The following is a 13,272-nucleotide window of genomic DNA, read 5'->3' on the forward strand; positions in this document are numbered from 1 at the left end:
GGCTGAGTCGCCACCGTGCGCGCGCTTCCGTCCCGACCGCACGGGTGCCGTCGGGACGGAAGCGCAAGGGTGGTTCGCCGCCGCGTTGGAGGCCGGCGACGCATTCGGCGAGGGAGGCCGTGGCGCGGACCAGGTCGGCGATCGTGGCGCGGTGGGCCACGAGCTCGTCGAAGTACGCGATCACCCGCACCGCGGCCTCGGCGTCGGAGTCGACGGCCGAGAGGCGCAACAGCAGCCCGTTCATGGGAGCCAACCTAGCGCCGCCCGGTCGTCGCGCACAGGTGTCGCATGTGGACGGTCAGCGCAGCAGGTGCAGCTGGTCCCACGTGGGCACGTGCGGCGTGATCCGCAGCGTCAGCCCGGTCTCGGCGAGGGTCCGGTCGGCCTTGCGGGCGTTGCAGCTGCGCGCGGTGCCACCGCACGCGGCGACGGTGTTGAGCCAGCTGGTGCGCTCACCGCCGCGGGACGTCGGGATGATGTGGTCGACCGTCGTCGCGTGGCGGCCGCAGTACGCGCACGTGTAGCCGTCGCGCTGGAGCACGCCGCGGCGCGACCACCGGGGCGGGCCGGTATAGCGCCACTTCATCACCACGTAGCGCAGCAGCCGCACGACCTTCGGGCGCGGGAAGATGCCCAGGTCGGCGCCGTCGCTCTCGTGGACGACGGCGACGTGGCGCACGAGCATCCGGATCGCGTGGGGGACGGAGACGGTGTGCAGGGGCTCGTAGCCGGCGTTGAGGACCAGGACACCCATGGCGGCGGGCACCTCCTTTTCGGTTTTCGCTCGGGTGGAGACCGCGACCGGAGTCGAACCGGTTTGACCCGCTTTGCAGGCGGTTCCCTGGCCGTTCGGGCACGTGGTCGGAAAGGGGATCGGAAATCGGGGTCGGAAAATGGCGCCGGAAATGTCACGAAAAAGTCACGGAGAACGAAAAAGCCGCCCTGATCGGTCTCCCGACGGGCGGCTCCGTGCTGCGACGCGTTCTGGGCGTGTCACGGCGTGGAGCCTGGTGCCTCGGCGGCGTAAGGCAGGCGCCGAGCGTCGCCCGCGATGCCGAAGCACCCCGGACAAGCCTTGCGCTCTTCGCCGCCGAACATTCTCGTCACTCCTCGGTTGGTGGTGTACCACCACATCATGACCGACTTCGCGCGACGGCGTCAACGGTGATAATTCGCCCGGCGAACGACCTCGCCGGCCCCCGGAAATGTATCGCGGGGCCGTCCACGCGTCCACAGTGGACGGGACGGCCCCGCACCTCCCCGGCCGGCGGGTGCTCGTGACCCCGACGGCCGGAGGGAACCTACTTGCAGCGCTTGCCACCCTCGACCGACGGCCACCACGTGCCCAGGGGCGGCGCCGGCGTCTTGGTCCAGGTGATCTTCGCGCACTTGCCCTCGCTGCGGGCCTTCTTCGCGGTCACGACCAGCGCCGCGATGGCGACGCCGCAAGCGAGATTGCCCGGCGTCGGGATGTTCTTGCAGACGCGGATCGCAGGCGCGCCTTCGGAGATCAGCTTCGTGGTGTTCTTGCTGAACACCCAGCTGCACGCGAAGAACCCGCAGTCGAGATCGGTGACGGCGGGCACCGCGGACGCCGGAGCCGGCGCGACGAACAGGCTCGCGGCCACCAGTGGTGCCGCCAGCAGGGCAGCCCGGAGATTCCCCATGAAACGCCCCTCCTGTTCGCGTTTGTCCGAAATGGAGCATCCCGCGTGAAGTCGCCGATGTCTGCCCCCGCACGATTCTTACGCCCGAAGGGGTGACCGTCCACTGTGGCGGTTCAGCGGGCCCGGTAGAGCTCGCTCAGCAGCGCCACCGCGGCGTGCGTGGCGGGATGGGGGTCGTGGCCGTGCCAGATCAGCCGCACCGGAACGGGGGCCGCGTCACGCACGCGGCGGAAGGCGATGCCGTCGCGGCGGTACTGGGTCACCGTGGAATGCGGTGTGACGCCGACGCAGCGACCGGTGGCGATTGCGGCCAGCCAGTCGTCGATCTCGTGGGTGGGCTCCACGCGCGGGCGCTCCGCCGGCGGCCACAGGTCGGTGGTCGTGGTGCCGGTGCGGCGGTCGATCACCAGGACGCGCGGGCTGAGATCGGCGAGCGTGACGGTGCGGCGGCGCGCCAGGGGGTCGTCGGTGGCCATGGCGCAGTAGCGGGCCTCGTGGCCGACGGTCGCGTGCGCGTACTTGCGGCTGTCCACGGCGGTGCGGATCACGGCGAGGTCGCACAGCCTTCGGCCAGCCCACCGGTAGCGGTGTTGGTGCGGACCAGCAGCAGTTCGATGTCGGGGTGGCGATCGGCCCAGCGGCGCTGGAACTCGGCCGTGTGGCGGCCCATCGCGGACCACGCGTGGCCGACGCGCAGCCGGGTGTGCCCCGTGGTGGCCTCGCGCACGAGTTCTTCGGCGTCGGCCAGCAGGTGCCGGGCGCGGGCGAGTACCTGCACGCCGGCCGTCGTCGGGGTGACGCTGCGGCTCGTGCGGTGGAGAAGTCGCACGCCGAGTGCGGATTCCAACGAAAGAAGTGTGCGCGACACCGCCGCTTGGGAGACTCCGAGCTCGATCGCCGCGTCCGTGAACGTTCCTGTGTCCACGATCGCCACCAGGCACCGCAGGTGCCGCAGCTCCAGATCCATGACTCCAGCGTATGCGTGCCGCGATGAATGCATTTTGCGCATGCACGGCCGCGCCGCAGGCTCGCCGGCATGACCCAGGACAACCGCACCGGCGTGGCGTTGATGTTCGGCGGCGCGACCGCGAACCAGCTCGGCGCGGCCACCGCGGCGCTGGCGTTCCCGGTGCTCGGGCCCGCCGGCGTGGTGGCCGTGCGCCAGTGGGTGGCCGCCGTGCTGCTGCTCGCCGTGGGACGCCCGCGGCTGCGGTCGTTCACCGCTCGCCAGTGGCGCCCGGTGCTCGGGCTCGCGGCGGTGTTCGCGACGATGAATCTCTCGCTCTACTCCGCCATCGACCGGATCGGCCTCGGGCTGGCCGTGACGCTGGAGTTCCTCGGCCCGCTGGCCGTCGCGCTGGCCGGCTCGCGTCGCCGAACGGACCTGGCCTGTGCGATGGCCGCCGCCGCGGCTGTCGGAATTCTCACGCGGCCCCGGTCCAGCACCGACTACCTCGGCGTCGCACTCGCGCTGGTCGCCGCCGCGTGCTGGGCCTGCTACATCCTGCTCAACCGCACCGTCGGCCGCCGGCTGCCCGGCGTGCAGGGCTCCGCCGCAGCGGCGGGCGTGTCCGGCCTGCTGTACCTGCCCGTCGGGATCGTGGTGTTTTTCCACCACCGCCCCACGCCGGCGGCACTCGGCGCCGCGCTCGCGGCCGGGGTGCTGTCGTCTGCGTTGCCGTTTGTCGCCGACCTGCTGGCGCTGCGCCGGGTCCCGACGCGGTTCTTCGGGGTCTTCATGAGCGTGAACCCGGTGCTGGCCGCGCTGGTGGGCGAAGTGGTGCTCCACCAGCGGCTCGACGCCCCGGCGTGGGCGGCGATCACGGTGATCGTGGCGGCCAACACGGTGGCGGCGTGTCGGGTGAAGGGCGCGAACGCGGGCGCCGTACCGTCGGCGCAGGAGGTGGCGGATGGTGCGGATGTCGGACCGCGCGTGGCCGTCGACGGTGATCCCGAGCGACGAGCACGAACGCGCGCAGGCGACCGGTGTCCTGTTCCGGCGCATGGGCTGGGTGACGGAGACGCTGACGCGTGACGAGCGCGAGGACGTCGAGCGCCAGCTCGAGTTCTGGTACAGCAGCGGCTACTGCCCCGACGCGCTGCTGATCGCGCTCAGCACGCTGCCCGACGGCACGCGCCAGCGCCCCCGCCAGTCCGGCGAACGTCCGGGTGGCTTCCTGCGCTCGCGGCTGGAGGGCTGGTTCAACGACGCGGCTCAGGCCGCGATGACCGAGGTCCACGAGCCGCCGCGGCGCGGGCAGTCGTTCGAGGCGTGGTTCGAGAACAACCGCCGCCAGGCGGCGGCCGAGGGCACGGGCCGGCAACGCCCGCGCGTCACCGAGGCGGGGCAGCGCGCGCGTGATGAAGCTCGAACATTCGCGGCGTCCCGGCGTAAAGATCCGCTCGCGCGCCTGCGCGAAAGTGAACAACGCCGGGCCGCGGCGCTCGACAGCCTGCGCGTGGAGGGTGCCGCCGCACCCGTGATCCCGGCTTCTCCGCAGGAGACTCGCTCGACCCCGCGGATGGTGGCGTCGTTCGCGGCCCGCCAGTCCGTGGCGGCGAGGTCACCTCAGGTGGTGCGAATCGTCCAACGGTTGCGCGAAGAGAAACGCGGACCGTCGCCGGCCGAACTCGCCGTGCTGCGCAACGCCGTCCGCGACGCCCGCCACAACGCCGGCCTCGGCACCCTCGAAGCGGCGAGCGCGCAGATCGGCGACGACACCTCGGCGCTCACCCCGGAGGGGCTGCGCGTGTTGTCGTTTCTCGACCACGCGGACGAGAGCAAGCTGCCGGTGGAGGCGATGATCCGCCTGCTCACCCTGACCGTCGACGAGACGGCGACTCCCGAGACCGCAACCCCCGAGAGCACAACCCGCGAGGCGGCCACCCCGGAGACCGCCACTCCTGAGCCGAACCCGGAGCAGGACTAAGCCTGTGCCGCACATTCGGCGCACTGGCCCCACCACGTGACCTCGGCCTCGTCGATCGTGAATCCGGGCGCCGACGACGGGTGCAGGCACGGCGCCGAGCCGACGGCGCACGGCACGTCCTCGATCCGGCCACAACCGCGGCACACCAGGTGGTGGTGGTTGTCGTGCTTGTCGAGCTCGAAGCGCGCGGGCGAGCCGGCCGGTTCGAGCGTGCGCAGCAGACCGACGCCGACGAGGTCGTCCAGCACGTTGTAGAGCCCTTGCCGCGACAGCCCGCCTGTGCCGGCCTCGACGGCCGCCGCGATCTCGGCGGCCGTGGTGTGCGGGTGGTCGCGCACGGCACCGAGCACCGCCCGGCGCTGGGCCGTGTTCCGCAGTCCCCTCCGCTTCAGCTGGACCGCGAAGTCATCCATGACCCGATGGTAACTTCGCACCACTCTGTGACACCGATCGAGGGACCCGGGTCACATCAGACCCGGAACGGCCTGCTCAGGCCCCGTCCTCGTCGCCGACGCCGAACGACTGGCGCCGCCGCGCGATGGCCCGCAGGTCCGCCTCGATCTCGCCCGCGGTGCGGCGCAGCGGTTCGAGCAGCTGCCCGCGCATCTCTTCTTTCGAACGCCGGGTCGAGTGCATAGAGACGTTCAGCGACGTGTACACCTGCCCGTCCTCGTGCCGCAGCGGCACGGCGATCGAGCGCAGCCCCAGGTCGAGTTCCTGGTCGACGAGCGCGAAGTCGTCGGCGCGCACGCGGTCGAGGATCGCGCCCAGCTTCGCCGGGTCCTTCACCGTGCGCGGCGTGAATGGCTGCAGTTCGACGCGCTTCAGGTACTCCGCGCGCCACTCTTCGGGCTGGAACGCGAGCAGCACGCGACCCATCGACGACGGGTGCGCCGGGATCCGGCTGCCGATCGTCACGTTGAGCGCCATGATCCGCCGTGCGGGCGTGTGGACCAGTCCGACGTAGACGATCTCGTCGTCCTCGAGCACACACAGTGCAGCCGAGTCGTCGACCTCCGCCACCAGCTTGTCCAGGTGCGGGCGCGCGACCTGCGCGAGGCCCTGGCTCGACAGGAACGCGTTCCCGAGCTCGAGAATCCGCGGCCGCAGCCAAAACCGCTTGCCGTCGGTGTGCACGTAGCCGACCTCGGCGAGCGTGAGCAGGAAGCGGCGGGCGGCCGCGCGCGTGAACCGCCGCAGTCCGCCTCGATTCTTGACAGCCCGACGACGGCGAGGCTGGTTTGTGCGAGCTACGGAAACTTGTTCGACCTCCGCACAAACCCTGCGCATGGCCCGTTGGTACATTCGACTCCCAGCGCCCGGACGGCAGTTGCGGCCCCAGCGGCTTCCTCGTCGCCGAGCCGAACGACAGCCGCGCCATCGAGAAGACCGCCGAGCACACGCTGTGGGTGCACATGATGCTCACGAGCCTCGCGGCGGCTGCGAACCGCGGACCCGTGGCCGCCGGCCGGTAGAGTCCACAAAGGACGACGGCGGGGAAGTCTGCCTCGCGGACGAGCCGGCATCGCCGCCCCGAACTCGGGCAGGGGTGGTGCCGAATGCGGCGAAACCGGTGATCGGCAAGGAAACCCCGGCGGCGTTCACCCGATCCGGTGGCCTTCGCGTGTCGAACGGCTGAGCGGGCCCGCCACCCCCGCGTCTGGGCCGAGACTCGCCCGGTGATGAACACCTCCCTCGACGACGCCGGCCGCTGCCTCCTCTCGGTGGCTTGGAACATCCGCACCGGCGTCCCGCGGGCGGGGGCCCGCAAGGAGGAGATCCGGGCCAGGCTGCAGGCCGTGTGCCGCTCGATGGGGCACGCCGCGTGCGCCCGCGCGGCGGCCGGTTCGCCGCCGGACCACGTGCCGTTCCTGAAGCTCGCGGACCTCGCCTACGAGATCGACACGCTCCTGCTGCTCGTCGACACCGCGCTGGCGCCCGACGTCGACCGCGACCGCCGCCGGTGGGCCGAGATCGAGTCGCTCGTCGCCGGCGTGGACGACCTCGTGGACCAGGCTGCGACCATCCTCGGAGGACAGCTCGCGGCCAGCCGCTGACGCTTTCCCCGCGAGGGGTGTTCGAATCCTGACAGGACTTGTGCGTTGCCCACTCGCCGTTTGACAGGGCGCGCACATTTTCCGGGGCCGAGGTGACCGGCGACGACCATGGACCTCGCCCGAGGGCATCACGGTCGGGCGCGGCCGGACGTGAACCTCGGCCGGCTGGACAAACGGTGGGTCGGGGCAGCGACGATGGCGCGCCCGACCGTCGTCAGTGGCGGACGCGGACCCCGGCCAGCACCGCGCTGAGGCTCGGCAGCCAGCGCTGCCGCGGGTCGGGGGCGGCGAGCCACTCCGTCGAGACGCCGGGGACCTGCGGGCCGATCGGCAGGGGGACGAGGGCGCCGCAGTCGAGGAGTTCGACGTCGGCGGGCAGGGTGGTGCGGGGCGGGACCAGGCCGTCGGTCTCAGCGAGGATGGCGACGCGCGGGCCGTGCTGCGTCGGCAGGACGAGGACGGGGCCCTGGCAGCCGGTGTCGGCGAGGTGGCGCAGCACCGGGCCGGCGGCGAGCTTCGGCAGGGTCACGGCGCACAGGCCGTTTTCGAGCGCGAGGAACAGCCGGCTGCCCTGCCAGCGCACCGACCAGCCGAAGAGCCGGCCGTAGTAGGCGTCGAATCGCTCGTGCGCGCGCTCAGCCGGCGCGAGCTCGGTCGGCTGGAGCTGCTGGTCGAGGCTCATCGTCGACGCCTTCCGGTCGTGAGGGAGTGGCCACAGGGGTCCGAGGTCCGACCACGAGTCTAACGGCACTCAGTGCCACTAGCAAGGCGGCCTGCTACCGTCTTCGGGCATGACGGAATCGCAGCGCCGCGCGCCGGCCACCCGGGTCGGGGCGACGCCCGCCGGCCGACGGCAGCTGCGCCGCGCGCTGTCCTCGGCGGCCGTGGACCTGTTCGTGGCCAACGGGTACGAGGCGACGACCGTCGACGAGATCGCCGCCGCGGCGGGGGTCGGGCGCCGCACGTTCTTCCGGTATTTCGACACCAAGGACGACGTGCTCTTCGCCAATCACGACGAGATCGTCACGGAGATGGAGCAGGCCTTCGAACGCGCGGATCCGTCGCGCGATCCGGTCGAGGTGGCTTGTTCGACGGTGAGCCTGGTGCTCGACTACTACGCCGCGGACCTCGACGTGTCGCTGAAGCGGTTCACGCTCACGCGGACGGTGGCTTCGTTGCGGGACAAGGAAGTCGCGACCGTCGACCGGTACCAGCGCGTGCTCGCGCGGTACCTGCAGACGCGGTTCGCCGAGCAGGGTGACGGCACGGCGAGCCTGCGAGCGGCCGTGGCCGCGGCGGCGATCGCGGCGGCGAACAACCATGTGCTGCGGCGATGGCTGCGCAGTGGCGGCAAGGACGACATCGCGGCGAGTGCGGCGCGGGCGTTTGCGCTGGTGGGGGACGCTTTTCGGCCGGTGAACGCCGAGACGACGGTGGTCGCGGTGTTGAGTACCGCGACGCCGCTGCCGGAGGTCATGGCGCGGCTCGGCGCGGCCTTCCAGGACTCGGAACAGGACTGATAACTGCACTCAGTGCCATTGCTCAGCGTGCCGTCGCGGCGATCTCGACCGGGTAGCCGCCGCGGAGGACGGCGATGGTCGCGGGTGGCGTGATGACCTGGGCCGTTCCGCGGCGGGGCAGGGCGTGGCGCGGGCCGTAGCCGGAGGTCGTCCAGTCGGTCAGGCCGCCGTCCACGACCAGTGCCGGGCCGTCTTCGCGCAGGACGAACACGCCATCCGGCAGCTCCGTCCACGGCAGCTCGTGCAGCCGGCGTCGGCGACCGGCGAGGCGTTCGGCGTGCAGCTGCTGGTTCATGGCCCGCGCGGACGGCGGCGCGACGTCCAGCGCCTCGGCCCAGCCGTCGCGGTACCTCACGTAGTCCGCGCGACGGCATTCCCCGCACGGGCGGTGCCCGGCGGCGAACGAGACGGCCTCGTCGTGGAAGTACAGGTGCGTGTAGCGGTGCGGCAGCCACTGCTCGCGCCACCGGCCGCGGAACTCGAGCCGGCAGGTGAGCCACAGGTCGCTCGCGTGGGTGCGCACGATCTCGTGTCCGGAGTGGAGAATGCCGCGGTTGCCCGTCCACGCGCCGCGCAGCGGAATCGCGACGATCTCGCCCAGCGGCGTCGCCCGGTTGCGCTCGGGCTCGCTAGCCACGGCCGGCTCCACTGTGCCTGGCGACGCTGTGCCTGGCGACGCTGTGCCTGGCGACGCTGTGCCGGATAACGCTGTGCCTGGCGACGCCGTGCCGGACGACGCCGTGCCTGACGACACAGTGCCGGATAACGCTGTGCCTGACGATCGGATGGACGACAATGACCCGATGGTCCGCATCGCACGCGTCTACGACCCGGCCGGCCCCGACGACGGCACCCGCGTCCTCGTGGATCGCGTGTGGCCGCGCGGCCTGGCCAAGGCGAAGGCCGCCCTCGACGACTGGTGCAAGGCCGTCGCGCCCACCACCGAGCTGCGCAAGTGGTACGCGCACGACCCCGACCGGTTCGCCGAGTTCACCCGCCGCTACCGCGCGGAGCTCACCGCGCCCGGCCCGGCCGCCGAGGCCCTGGCCGCCCTGCGCGACCGCGCCGCACAGGGTCCGCTCACGCTGCTCACCGCGAGCCGCGCCCTGGACATCAGCCAGGCCGCCGTCCTGGCGCAGCTGCTTTCGGAAGACTGACACAGCCCCATCGTCCCCGCTCGCGGCACCGAACGCTGGCAGGTTCGCGACACGCACGCGAAAGCTGCCGGCAGCCGAAGAACGGGCGCCGACGGCAACCGGGTTGCGCGGCTGCCACGGCGAGTGGCCTGGGCGGTTCTCGCATCCCCGCGGCGTCGGATACTGCCGGGTTCGCGACGCACACGTGAAAAAGCCGCTGCCGGCACCCGCGGAAGCGAGCGCCGGCAGCGGCCAAGGAGAAAAGCCTTACGGAGCCAGGTTCAGCTGCGTGGCATTCACCGCGTTGGCGACCTGGGTGCAGTCGGCCGTGGTGGTGCCGGCGACGCCGGTGCGGGCGTTGGTGATGCAGGCGGAGTTCAGCGCCGTGCCGAGGTCCTTGAAGGTGGACGTGGGGCGCAGCAGGTTCTCGACCTTCCACCACAGCGCGATGGCCTTGTCCTCGCCGATGCTGCGGACGGTCTGGCCGTTGAAGGTGTCGCCGTCGGTGATGAGGTAGTCCGTCTTGTCGACGACGCCGGCGTCGATGTGCGGGTCGCCGTTGGCGCCGACCCAGAACTGGCCGTTGACGCGGTCGGGGCTGGGGCCCTCGCCCGAGTTGGGCGGGTTCTTCATGTCCCGGACCTGCCCGATGGACGAGCCCGCGCCCATCAGCCAGCGGTTCGCGCCCTGCACGTTGGCGTCGCCGGACTTGATGGCGATGAACTGGCCCATCACGTCGGACATGCCCTCGTTGAGCGCGCCCGCGTAGCCGTTGCCGAGCTGCGAGGTGTGCTGGGTGACGCCGTGGGTGAGCTCGTGACCGGTGATGTCCATAGTGGTCACGCCCTCGCCGAAGGCCATTTGCTCGCCTTCCCAGAACGCGTTGGCCCACGGGCACTGCGTGTGGCGGCGACCGTCCGATTCGGTCTCGACCTCGCACATGCGCACAGTGGCGCGCAGGGCCTTGCCCTTGCCGTCGTGGTAGTCGGCGCCGATGTTGGCCGTCAGGTCGTACGAGGCGAACTGGGAGTAGAAGTTCTGTGCGTCGCCGAAGAAGTCGTAGACACTGTTGACGTCCGCCGTCGCGACCGCGGCCTGGCCCTCACCGCGGGTCACGCCGAACGCGGTGCCCACGCCGCAGCGCAGGTCGGCCAGCGTCGCGATGTCGAGGTCCACGACCTTGCGCTTCGCGTCGCACACCACGCGGTTGGTGGCAGCCTCCGACTCGCCCCACACCTGCAGGACCTTGCCGGTGTCGGCGCCAACGACGACCGTCCACTTGTCCTCGGGGTCCACGCCGTTGACGGGCACGAAGTAGGTCGGCACGGCGGTGGCGCTCGCGCCGTCGCCGCCGAGGCTGGCGTCGTACCAGTACGCGGTTTCCGCGCCGGTCTTCAGCACGCCGGCGTCCTTCTGTGCCACGGCGGTGTGCGCGGCCTTGGCCGCTCGGTCCTGCGCGCTCTTCGCGTCGGCCGGGAACGAGCCCTGCGTGCGTTGCGTGGTCTTGCCGAGCGCGGCCATGAGCGCGCCGCTGCCGTCGAGGTCCTGCACGATCTGCGCGCCGTACACCGGCACCCCGCCGACGTTCTGCTGCAGCCGCGCGACGCTGCCGCCCGGAAGGGACTGCACGCTGGTGAGCGTGAGATCGCCGACGGCGAGACCGAACTGCCGGGCCAGGTCCGCGGTGTGCGACTGCGCGGCCGCGGCGGCATTCCCGGCGAGGCCGCGTGCGGCGGCGACGGGGGCCGCGGGCTGGACGGCGATGACGCGGCCGAGGGAGTCGGTGCTCACCTGGGTCTGCTGGGGCGACGCGCTCGCGGCGCCACCGGCGGCCACGAGGATCGACGAAGCCGTAACTGCTGTAGCCAGCACGGCCAGTCGTTTCGAAGACATTCGGTCTACCTTCCGCACGGAGGGCCAACCCGAGTGGCCCGTGGAAGAAGTTTCGGATTCCGGTCCGAAACTCAGAAGCGCCGAAAGTAGGGAGTGGATCGTGGTCCAGCCATTGGATGGAAAATACCCAAAACGGACACGTTGGAGCGGATTTCGTTCTCCGCCAACGACTTCGGGCCTGGCGGCGAAAACGGCCGATGTCCAGGATGTGGGATCAGAGAACCGCGGCTTGCGCGTGGAATTCGCGCCGCACCTTTTCGATCCCGGGCGTGGACCGCGAAGGGTGCACGCGGTTCGTCAGCAGCACGTAGAAACGGCCACGCTCCGGCTCGACCCACAGACTGGTCCCGGTGAAGCCGGTGTGGCCGTAAGCGGTGGGTTCCAAGGCGGTGCCGACGGGGGAGCCCGGCACGTCGAGGCCCTGCCAGGCGAGTCCGCGGCGCAGCGCGAGACCTTCGGTGTGGCAGGCGATCATCTCCGCGTGTGACGCGGGTTTGAGCAGCTCCTGCGCGCCGCCGGCCAGCGCCCGCCCGAGCCGCTCGACGTCGCCGAGCGTGGCGAACAAGCCGGCGTGCCCGCAGATCCCGCCCAGCACCACGGCGTTCTCGTCGTGCACCTGTCCACACACGACCCGGCCGCGCCACGGACAGTCCTCAGTGGCCACCGCGTCGGCCAGAAACCCCTCGGCAGGTCCGAAACCGGTGGCCGTGAGCCCCAATGGCTGCGTGACGAGCTCCGCCACGAGCCGGTCGAGCGGCGCACCGGCCGCGGCCTCGGCGATCAGCCCGAGCAGGATGAACCCCTGCGACGAATACTCGACCCGCGTGCCGGGCGAAGAACGCAACGGCCCCGTCCGGATCGCCTCCAGCAGTGCGTGTCGCGTCGGATGTTCGCGGTAGAGCGGAGTGCCGCCGGGCAGCCCGGACGTGTGCGCGAGCAGCTGCCGCACGGTGATCCCGGCCTTGTCGCCGCCCGCATACGCCGGCAGGTGCCGGGGGAGTGGCTCGTCGAGGTCGAGCAGCCCCCGTTCGGCCAGCGCCACCACCACGATCCCGACGACCGGCTTCGTCACCGACGCGAGGTCCCACCGGCTGTCCTCAGTCGCCTCCGGGCCGCCGTGCCAACGCGTACCGAGCACCCCGCGGTCGAGTACCTCGTCGGCAGTGCCGACAGACCACGCCGCGGCCGAGAACAAACCCGACGCAGACGCAAGAAGATCGAGCAGCTCAGTCCTCATCGGACACCGCCTGCAAACCGGCCGGCCCCAGCTTCGCCGAGATCCGGTTCGCCGCCTCGGCCACCAGTGGGCCGAGCGCCGCAAACGCCTCCGGCTGCAGAGTGAACGTCAGCCCCGACACGCTGACCGCTCCGGCGACCACCCCGTCGGCATCCACCACCGGCGCCGCCACACACCGCACGTGCGCCTCGTACTGCTCGTCGTCGACCACGTACCCGAGACTGTCCACAGTGGCCAGCGAAGCGCGGATGGCGGCCGGATCCGTCGAAGTCTTCGCCGTCCACGCCTTCAACGGCCCGGAGAGCACCGCGTCGACCTCGGTCTCCGGCAACCGCGACAGGATCGCCCGCCCGACGCCCGTGCAGTACAGCGGCACCTCGCCGCCCGGCCGCGTGTTCAGCCGGTACGCCTGCTGCGGCTCGAGCTTCTCCACGTACACCGCCCGGTCGGCGTGGCGCACCGCGTAGTGCACCGTGTGCCCGGTCCGCCGCCGCAGGTCGGCGAGTACGGGGCGGGTGGACCGGGTGGTGCGGCTGCCGGCGAGCACGGCGGCCGAGAGTCCGAGCAGTCGCGGCCCGACGTCGTACTGGCCACCGCCCGTCGCGGCGGCGAAACCGGCGTCCGCGAACGTCTGCAGCATGCGGTGCGCGGTGGGTTTCGGCAGGTCGCAGGCCCTCGCGACGTCGGCGAGCCGGTGCGGCCCACCCGGGAGCGCGAGTGTCGCCAGCACTTCGAGCGCCTTGTCCACCGCGCCGCGGGGACTGTTCGCCGAGTCGTTGACAGCCTTGGTCACGGCGCCTACCTTAGCGCAATCGCATTCCATCTGACGGAA

16 protein-coding genes and 1 tRNA gene are annotated in these 13,272 nt (G+C 71.6%); 5 read left to right on the forward strand and 12 right to left on the reverse strand.

Annotated features, from left to right (window positions below; all coding sequences use genetic code 11):
* Window positions 1-298: 298 nt before the first annotated feature.
* The 5 genes from AB0M56_RS14735 to AB0M56_RS14755 form a co-directional block, all read right to left on the reverse strand.
* Window positions 299-754, reverse strand: a complete 456-nt coding sequence (locus AB0M56_RS14735) for an HNH endonuclease (RefSeq protein ID WP_364175383.1) — start codon at window positions 752-754, stop codon at window positions 299-301.
* Window positions 755-789: 35 nt separating this feature from the next.
* Window positions 790-863 (reverse strand) — tRNA-Cys (locus AB0M56_RS14740).
* Window positions 864-1,301: 438 nt separating this feature from the next.
* Window positions 1,302-1,667 carry a hypothetical protein gene (locus tag AB0M56_RS14745; protein ID WP_364175386.1) on the reverse strand — a complete coding sequence of 122 codons (366 nt, stop codon included), beginning with the start codon at window positions 1,665-1,667 and terminating at the stop codon, window positions 1,302-1,304.
* A 113-nt stretch (window positions 1,668-1,780) separates the two neighbouring features.
* Window positions 1,781-2,215 carry a LysR substrate-binding domain-containing protein gene (locus tag AB0M56_RS14750; RefSeq protein ID WP_364175389.1) on the reverse strand — a complete coding sequence of 145 codons (435 nt, stop codon included), beginning with the start codon at window positions 2,213-2,215 and terminating at the stop codon, window positions 1,781-1,783.
* Entirely contained in the window at window positions 2,212-2,634 is a 423-nt protein-coding gene (locus AB0M56_RS14755) for a LysR family transcriptional regulator (RefSeq protein WP_364175392.1), read from the reverse strand. Before AB0M56_RS14755 ends, AB0M56_RS14750 begins: the two co-directional genes overlap by 4 nt.
* A 69-nt stretch (window positions 2,635-2,703) precedes the next feature.
* On the opposite strand from AB0M56_RS14755, the gene AB0M56_RS14760 reads away from it, so the two are divergent.
* Together AB0M56_RS14760 and AB0M56_RS14765 are read left to right on the forward strand one after the other, a co-directional pair.
* Window positions 2,704-3,702: an EamA family transporter gene (locus tag AB0M56_RS14760; protein WP_364175395.1), complete on the forward strand. Its 999-nt coding sequence runs from the start codon at window positions 2,704-2,706 to the stop codon at window positions 3,700-3,702.
* Window positions 3,587-4,597: a hypothetical protein gene (locus tag AB0M56_RS14765; protein ID WP_364175719.1), complete on the forward strand. Its 1,011-nt coding sequence runs from the start codon at window positions 3,587-3,589 to the stop codon at window positions 4,595-4,597. Before AB0M56_RS14760 ends, AB0M56_RS14765 begins: the two co-directional genes overlap by 116 nt.
* Here AB0M56_RS14765 and AB0M56_RS14770 read toward each other — a convergent pair.
* Complete coding sequence (locus AB0M56_RS14770) at window positions 4,594-5,010, reverse strand: Fur family transcriptional regulator (protein WP_364175398.1); 417 nt, start codon at window positions 5,008-5,010, stop codon at window positions 4,594-4,596. The genes AB0M56_RS14765 and AB0M56_RS14770 overlap by 4 nt on opposite strands.
* A 76-nt stretch (window positions 5,011-5,086) precedes the next feature.
* Window positions 5,087-5,887, reverse strand: coding sequence for an IclR family transcriptional regulator C-terminal domain-containing protein (locus AB0M56_RS14775; RefSeq protein ID WP_364175401.1), 801 nt, complete (start codon window positions 5,885-5,887; stop codon window positions 5,087-5,089).
* Between the two features lie 392 nt (window positions 5,888-6,279).
* Between AB0M56_RS14775 and AB0M56_RS14780 the strand changes: the two genes are divergently transcribed.
* Window positions 6,280-6,654: a hypothetical protein gene (locus AB0M56_RS14780; protein ID WP_364175722.1), complete on the forward strand. Its 375-nt coding sequence runs from the start codon at window positions 6,280-6,282 to the stop codon at window positions 6,652-6,654.
* Window positions 6,655-6,868: 214 nt separating this feature from the next.
* Here the strand turns inward: AB0M56_RS14780 and AB0M56_RS14785 are convergent, their stop codons facing one another.
* Window positions 6,869-7,336 (reverse strand): hypothetical protein, encoded by a 468-nt coding sequence (locus AB0M56_RS14785; RefSeq protein ID WP_364175404.1) that lies wholly within the window; start codon window positions 7,334-7,336, stop codon window positions 6,869-6,871.
* Between the two features lie 109 nt (window positions 7,337-7,445).
* On the opposite strand from AB0M56_RS14785, the gene AB0M56_RS14790 reads away from it, so the two are divergent.
* On the forward strand, window positions 7,446-8,174 hold the full coding sequence (locus AB0M56_RS14790; protein WP_364175406.1) for a TetR family transcriptional regulator: 729 nt from the start codon (window positions 7,446-7,448) through the stop codon (window positions 8,172-8,174).
* 22 nt (window positions 8,175-8,196) lie between these two features.
* On the opposite strand, the gene AB0M56_RS14795 is transcribed toward AB0M56_RS14790, so the two are convergent.
* Window positions 8,197-8,811 carry a hypothetical protein gene (locus AB0M56_RS14795; protein WP_364175408.1) on the reverse strand — a complete coding sequence of 205 codons (615 nt, stop codon included), beginning with the start codon at window positions 8,809-8,811 and terminating at the stop codon, window positions 8,197-8,199.
* Window positions 8,812-8,977: 166 nt separating this feature from the next.
* Here AB0M56_RS14795 and AB0M56_RS14800 point away from each other — a divergent pair, with 166 nt between their 5' ends.
* On the forward strand, window positions 8,978-9,331 hold the full coding sequence (locus AB0M56_RS14800) for a DUF488 family protein (RefSeq protein ID WP_364175411.1): 354 nt from the start codon (window positions 8,978-8,980) through the stop codon (window positions 9,329-9,331).
* A gap of 246 nt (window positions 9,332-9,577) precedes the next feature.
* On the opposite strand, the gene AB0M56_RS14805 is transcribed toward AB0M56_RS14800, so the two are convergent.
* From AB0M56_RS14805 to AB0M56_RS14815, 3 genes are all read right to left on the reverse strand, one after another.
* On the reverse strand, window positions 9,578-11,203 hold the full coding sequence (locus AB0M56_RS14805; protein ID WP_364175414.1) for a M4 family metallopeptidase: 1,626 nt from the start codon (window positions 11,201-11,203) through the stop codon (window positions 9,578-9,580).
* 214 nt (window positions 11,204-11,417) lie between these two features.
* A complete protein-coding gene (locus tag AB0M56_RS14810) occupies window positions 11,418-12,440 on the reverse strand; it encodes a serine hydrolase domain-containing protein (RefSeq protein WP_364175417.1) in 1,023 nt (340 codons plus the stop codon).
* Window positions 12,430-13,233 (reverse strand): IclR family transcriptional regulator, encoded by an 804-nt coding sequence (locus AB0M56_RS14815; RefSeq protein ID WP_364175420.1) that lies wholly within the window; start codon window positions 13,231-13,233, stop codon window positions 12,430-12,432. Before AB0M56_RS14815 ends, AB0M56_RS14810 begins: the two co-directional genes overlap by 11 nt.
* Between the last annotated feature and the right edge of the window lie 39 nt (window positions 13,234-13,272).

The sequence above is a fragment of the Amycolatopsis sp. NPDC051372 genome, assembly GCF_040682095.1.
Taxonomy (GTDB): Bacteria; Actinomycetota; Actinomycetes; order Mycobacteriales; family Pseudonocardiaceae; genus Amycolatopsis.

What these genes read in the sequence shown, in the direction of transcription:
- AB0M56_RS14735 (WP_364175383.1), bottom strand. Translation starts at nt 754, where the DNA reads ATGGGTGTCCTGGTCCTCAACGCCGGCTACGAGCCCCTGCACACCGTC.
- AB0M56_RS14745 (WP_364175386.1), bottom strand. Translation starts at nt 1,667, where the DNA reads ATGGGGAATCTCCGGGCTGCCCTGCTGGCGGCACCACTGGTGGCCGCG.
- AB0M56_RS14755 (WP_364175392.1), bottom strand. Translation starts at nt 2,634, where the DNA reads ATGGATCTGGAGCTGCGGCACCTGCGGTGCCTGGTGGCGATCGTGGAC.
- AB0M56_RS14760 (WP_364175395.1), top strand. Translation starts at nt 2,704, where the DNA reads ATGACCCAGGACAACCGCACCGGCGTGGCGTTGATGTTCGGCGGCGCG.
- AB0M56_RS14765 (WP_364175719.1), top strand. Translation starts at nt 3,587, where the DNA reads ATGTCGGACCGCGCGTGGCCGTCGACGGTGATCCCGAGCGACGAGCAC.
- AB0M56_RS14770 (WP_364175398.1), bottom strand. Translation starts at nt 5,010, where the DNA reads ATGGATGACTTCGCGGTCCAGCTGAAGCGGAGGGGACTGCGGAACACG.
- AB0M56_RS14775 (WP_364175401.1), bottom strand. Translation starts at nt 5,887, where the DNA reads ATGCGCAGGGTTTGTGCGGAGGTCGAACAAGTTTCCGTAGCTCGCACA.
- AB0M56_RS14780 (WP_364175722.1), top strand. Translation starts at nt 6,280, where the DNA reads ATGAACACCTCCCTCGACGACGCCGGCCGCTGCCTCCTCTCGGTGGCT.
- AB0M56_RS14785 (WP_364175404.1), bottom strand. Translation starts at nt 7,336, where the DNA reads ATGAGCCTCGACCAGCAGCTCCAGCCGACCGAGCTCGCGCCGGCTGAG.
- AB0M56_RS14790 (WP_364175406.1), top strand. Translation starts at nt 7,446, where the DNA reads ATGACGGAATCGCAGCGCCGCGCGCCGGCCACCCGGGTCGGGGCGACG.
- AB0M56_RS14800 (WP_364175411.1), top strand. Translation starts at nt 8,978, where the DNA reads ATGGTCCGCATCGCACGCGTCTACGACCCGGCCGGCCCCGACGACGGC.
- AB0M56_RS14805 (WP_364175414.1), bottom strand. Translation starts at nt 11,203, where the DNA reads ATGTCTTCGAAACGACTGGCCGTGCTGGCTACAGCAGTTACGGCTTCG.
- AB0M56_RS14810 (WP_364175417.1), bottom strand. Translation starts at nt 12,440, where the DNA reads ATGAGGACTGAGCTGCTCGATCTTCTTGCGTCTGCGTCGGGTTTGTTC.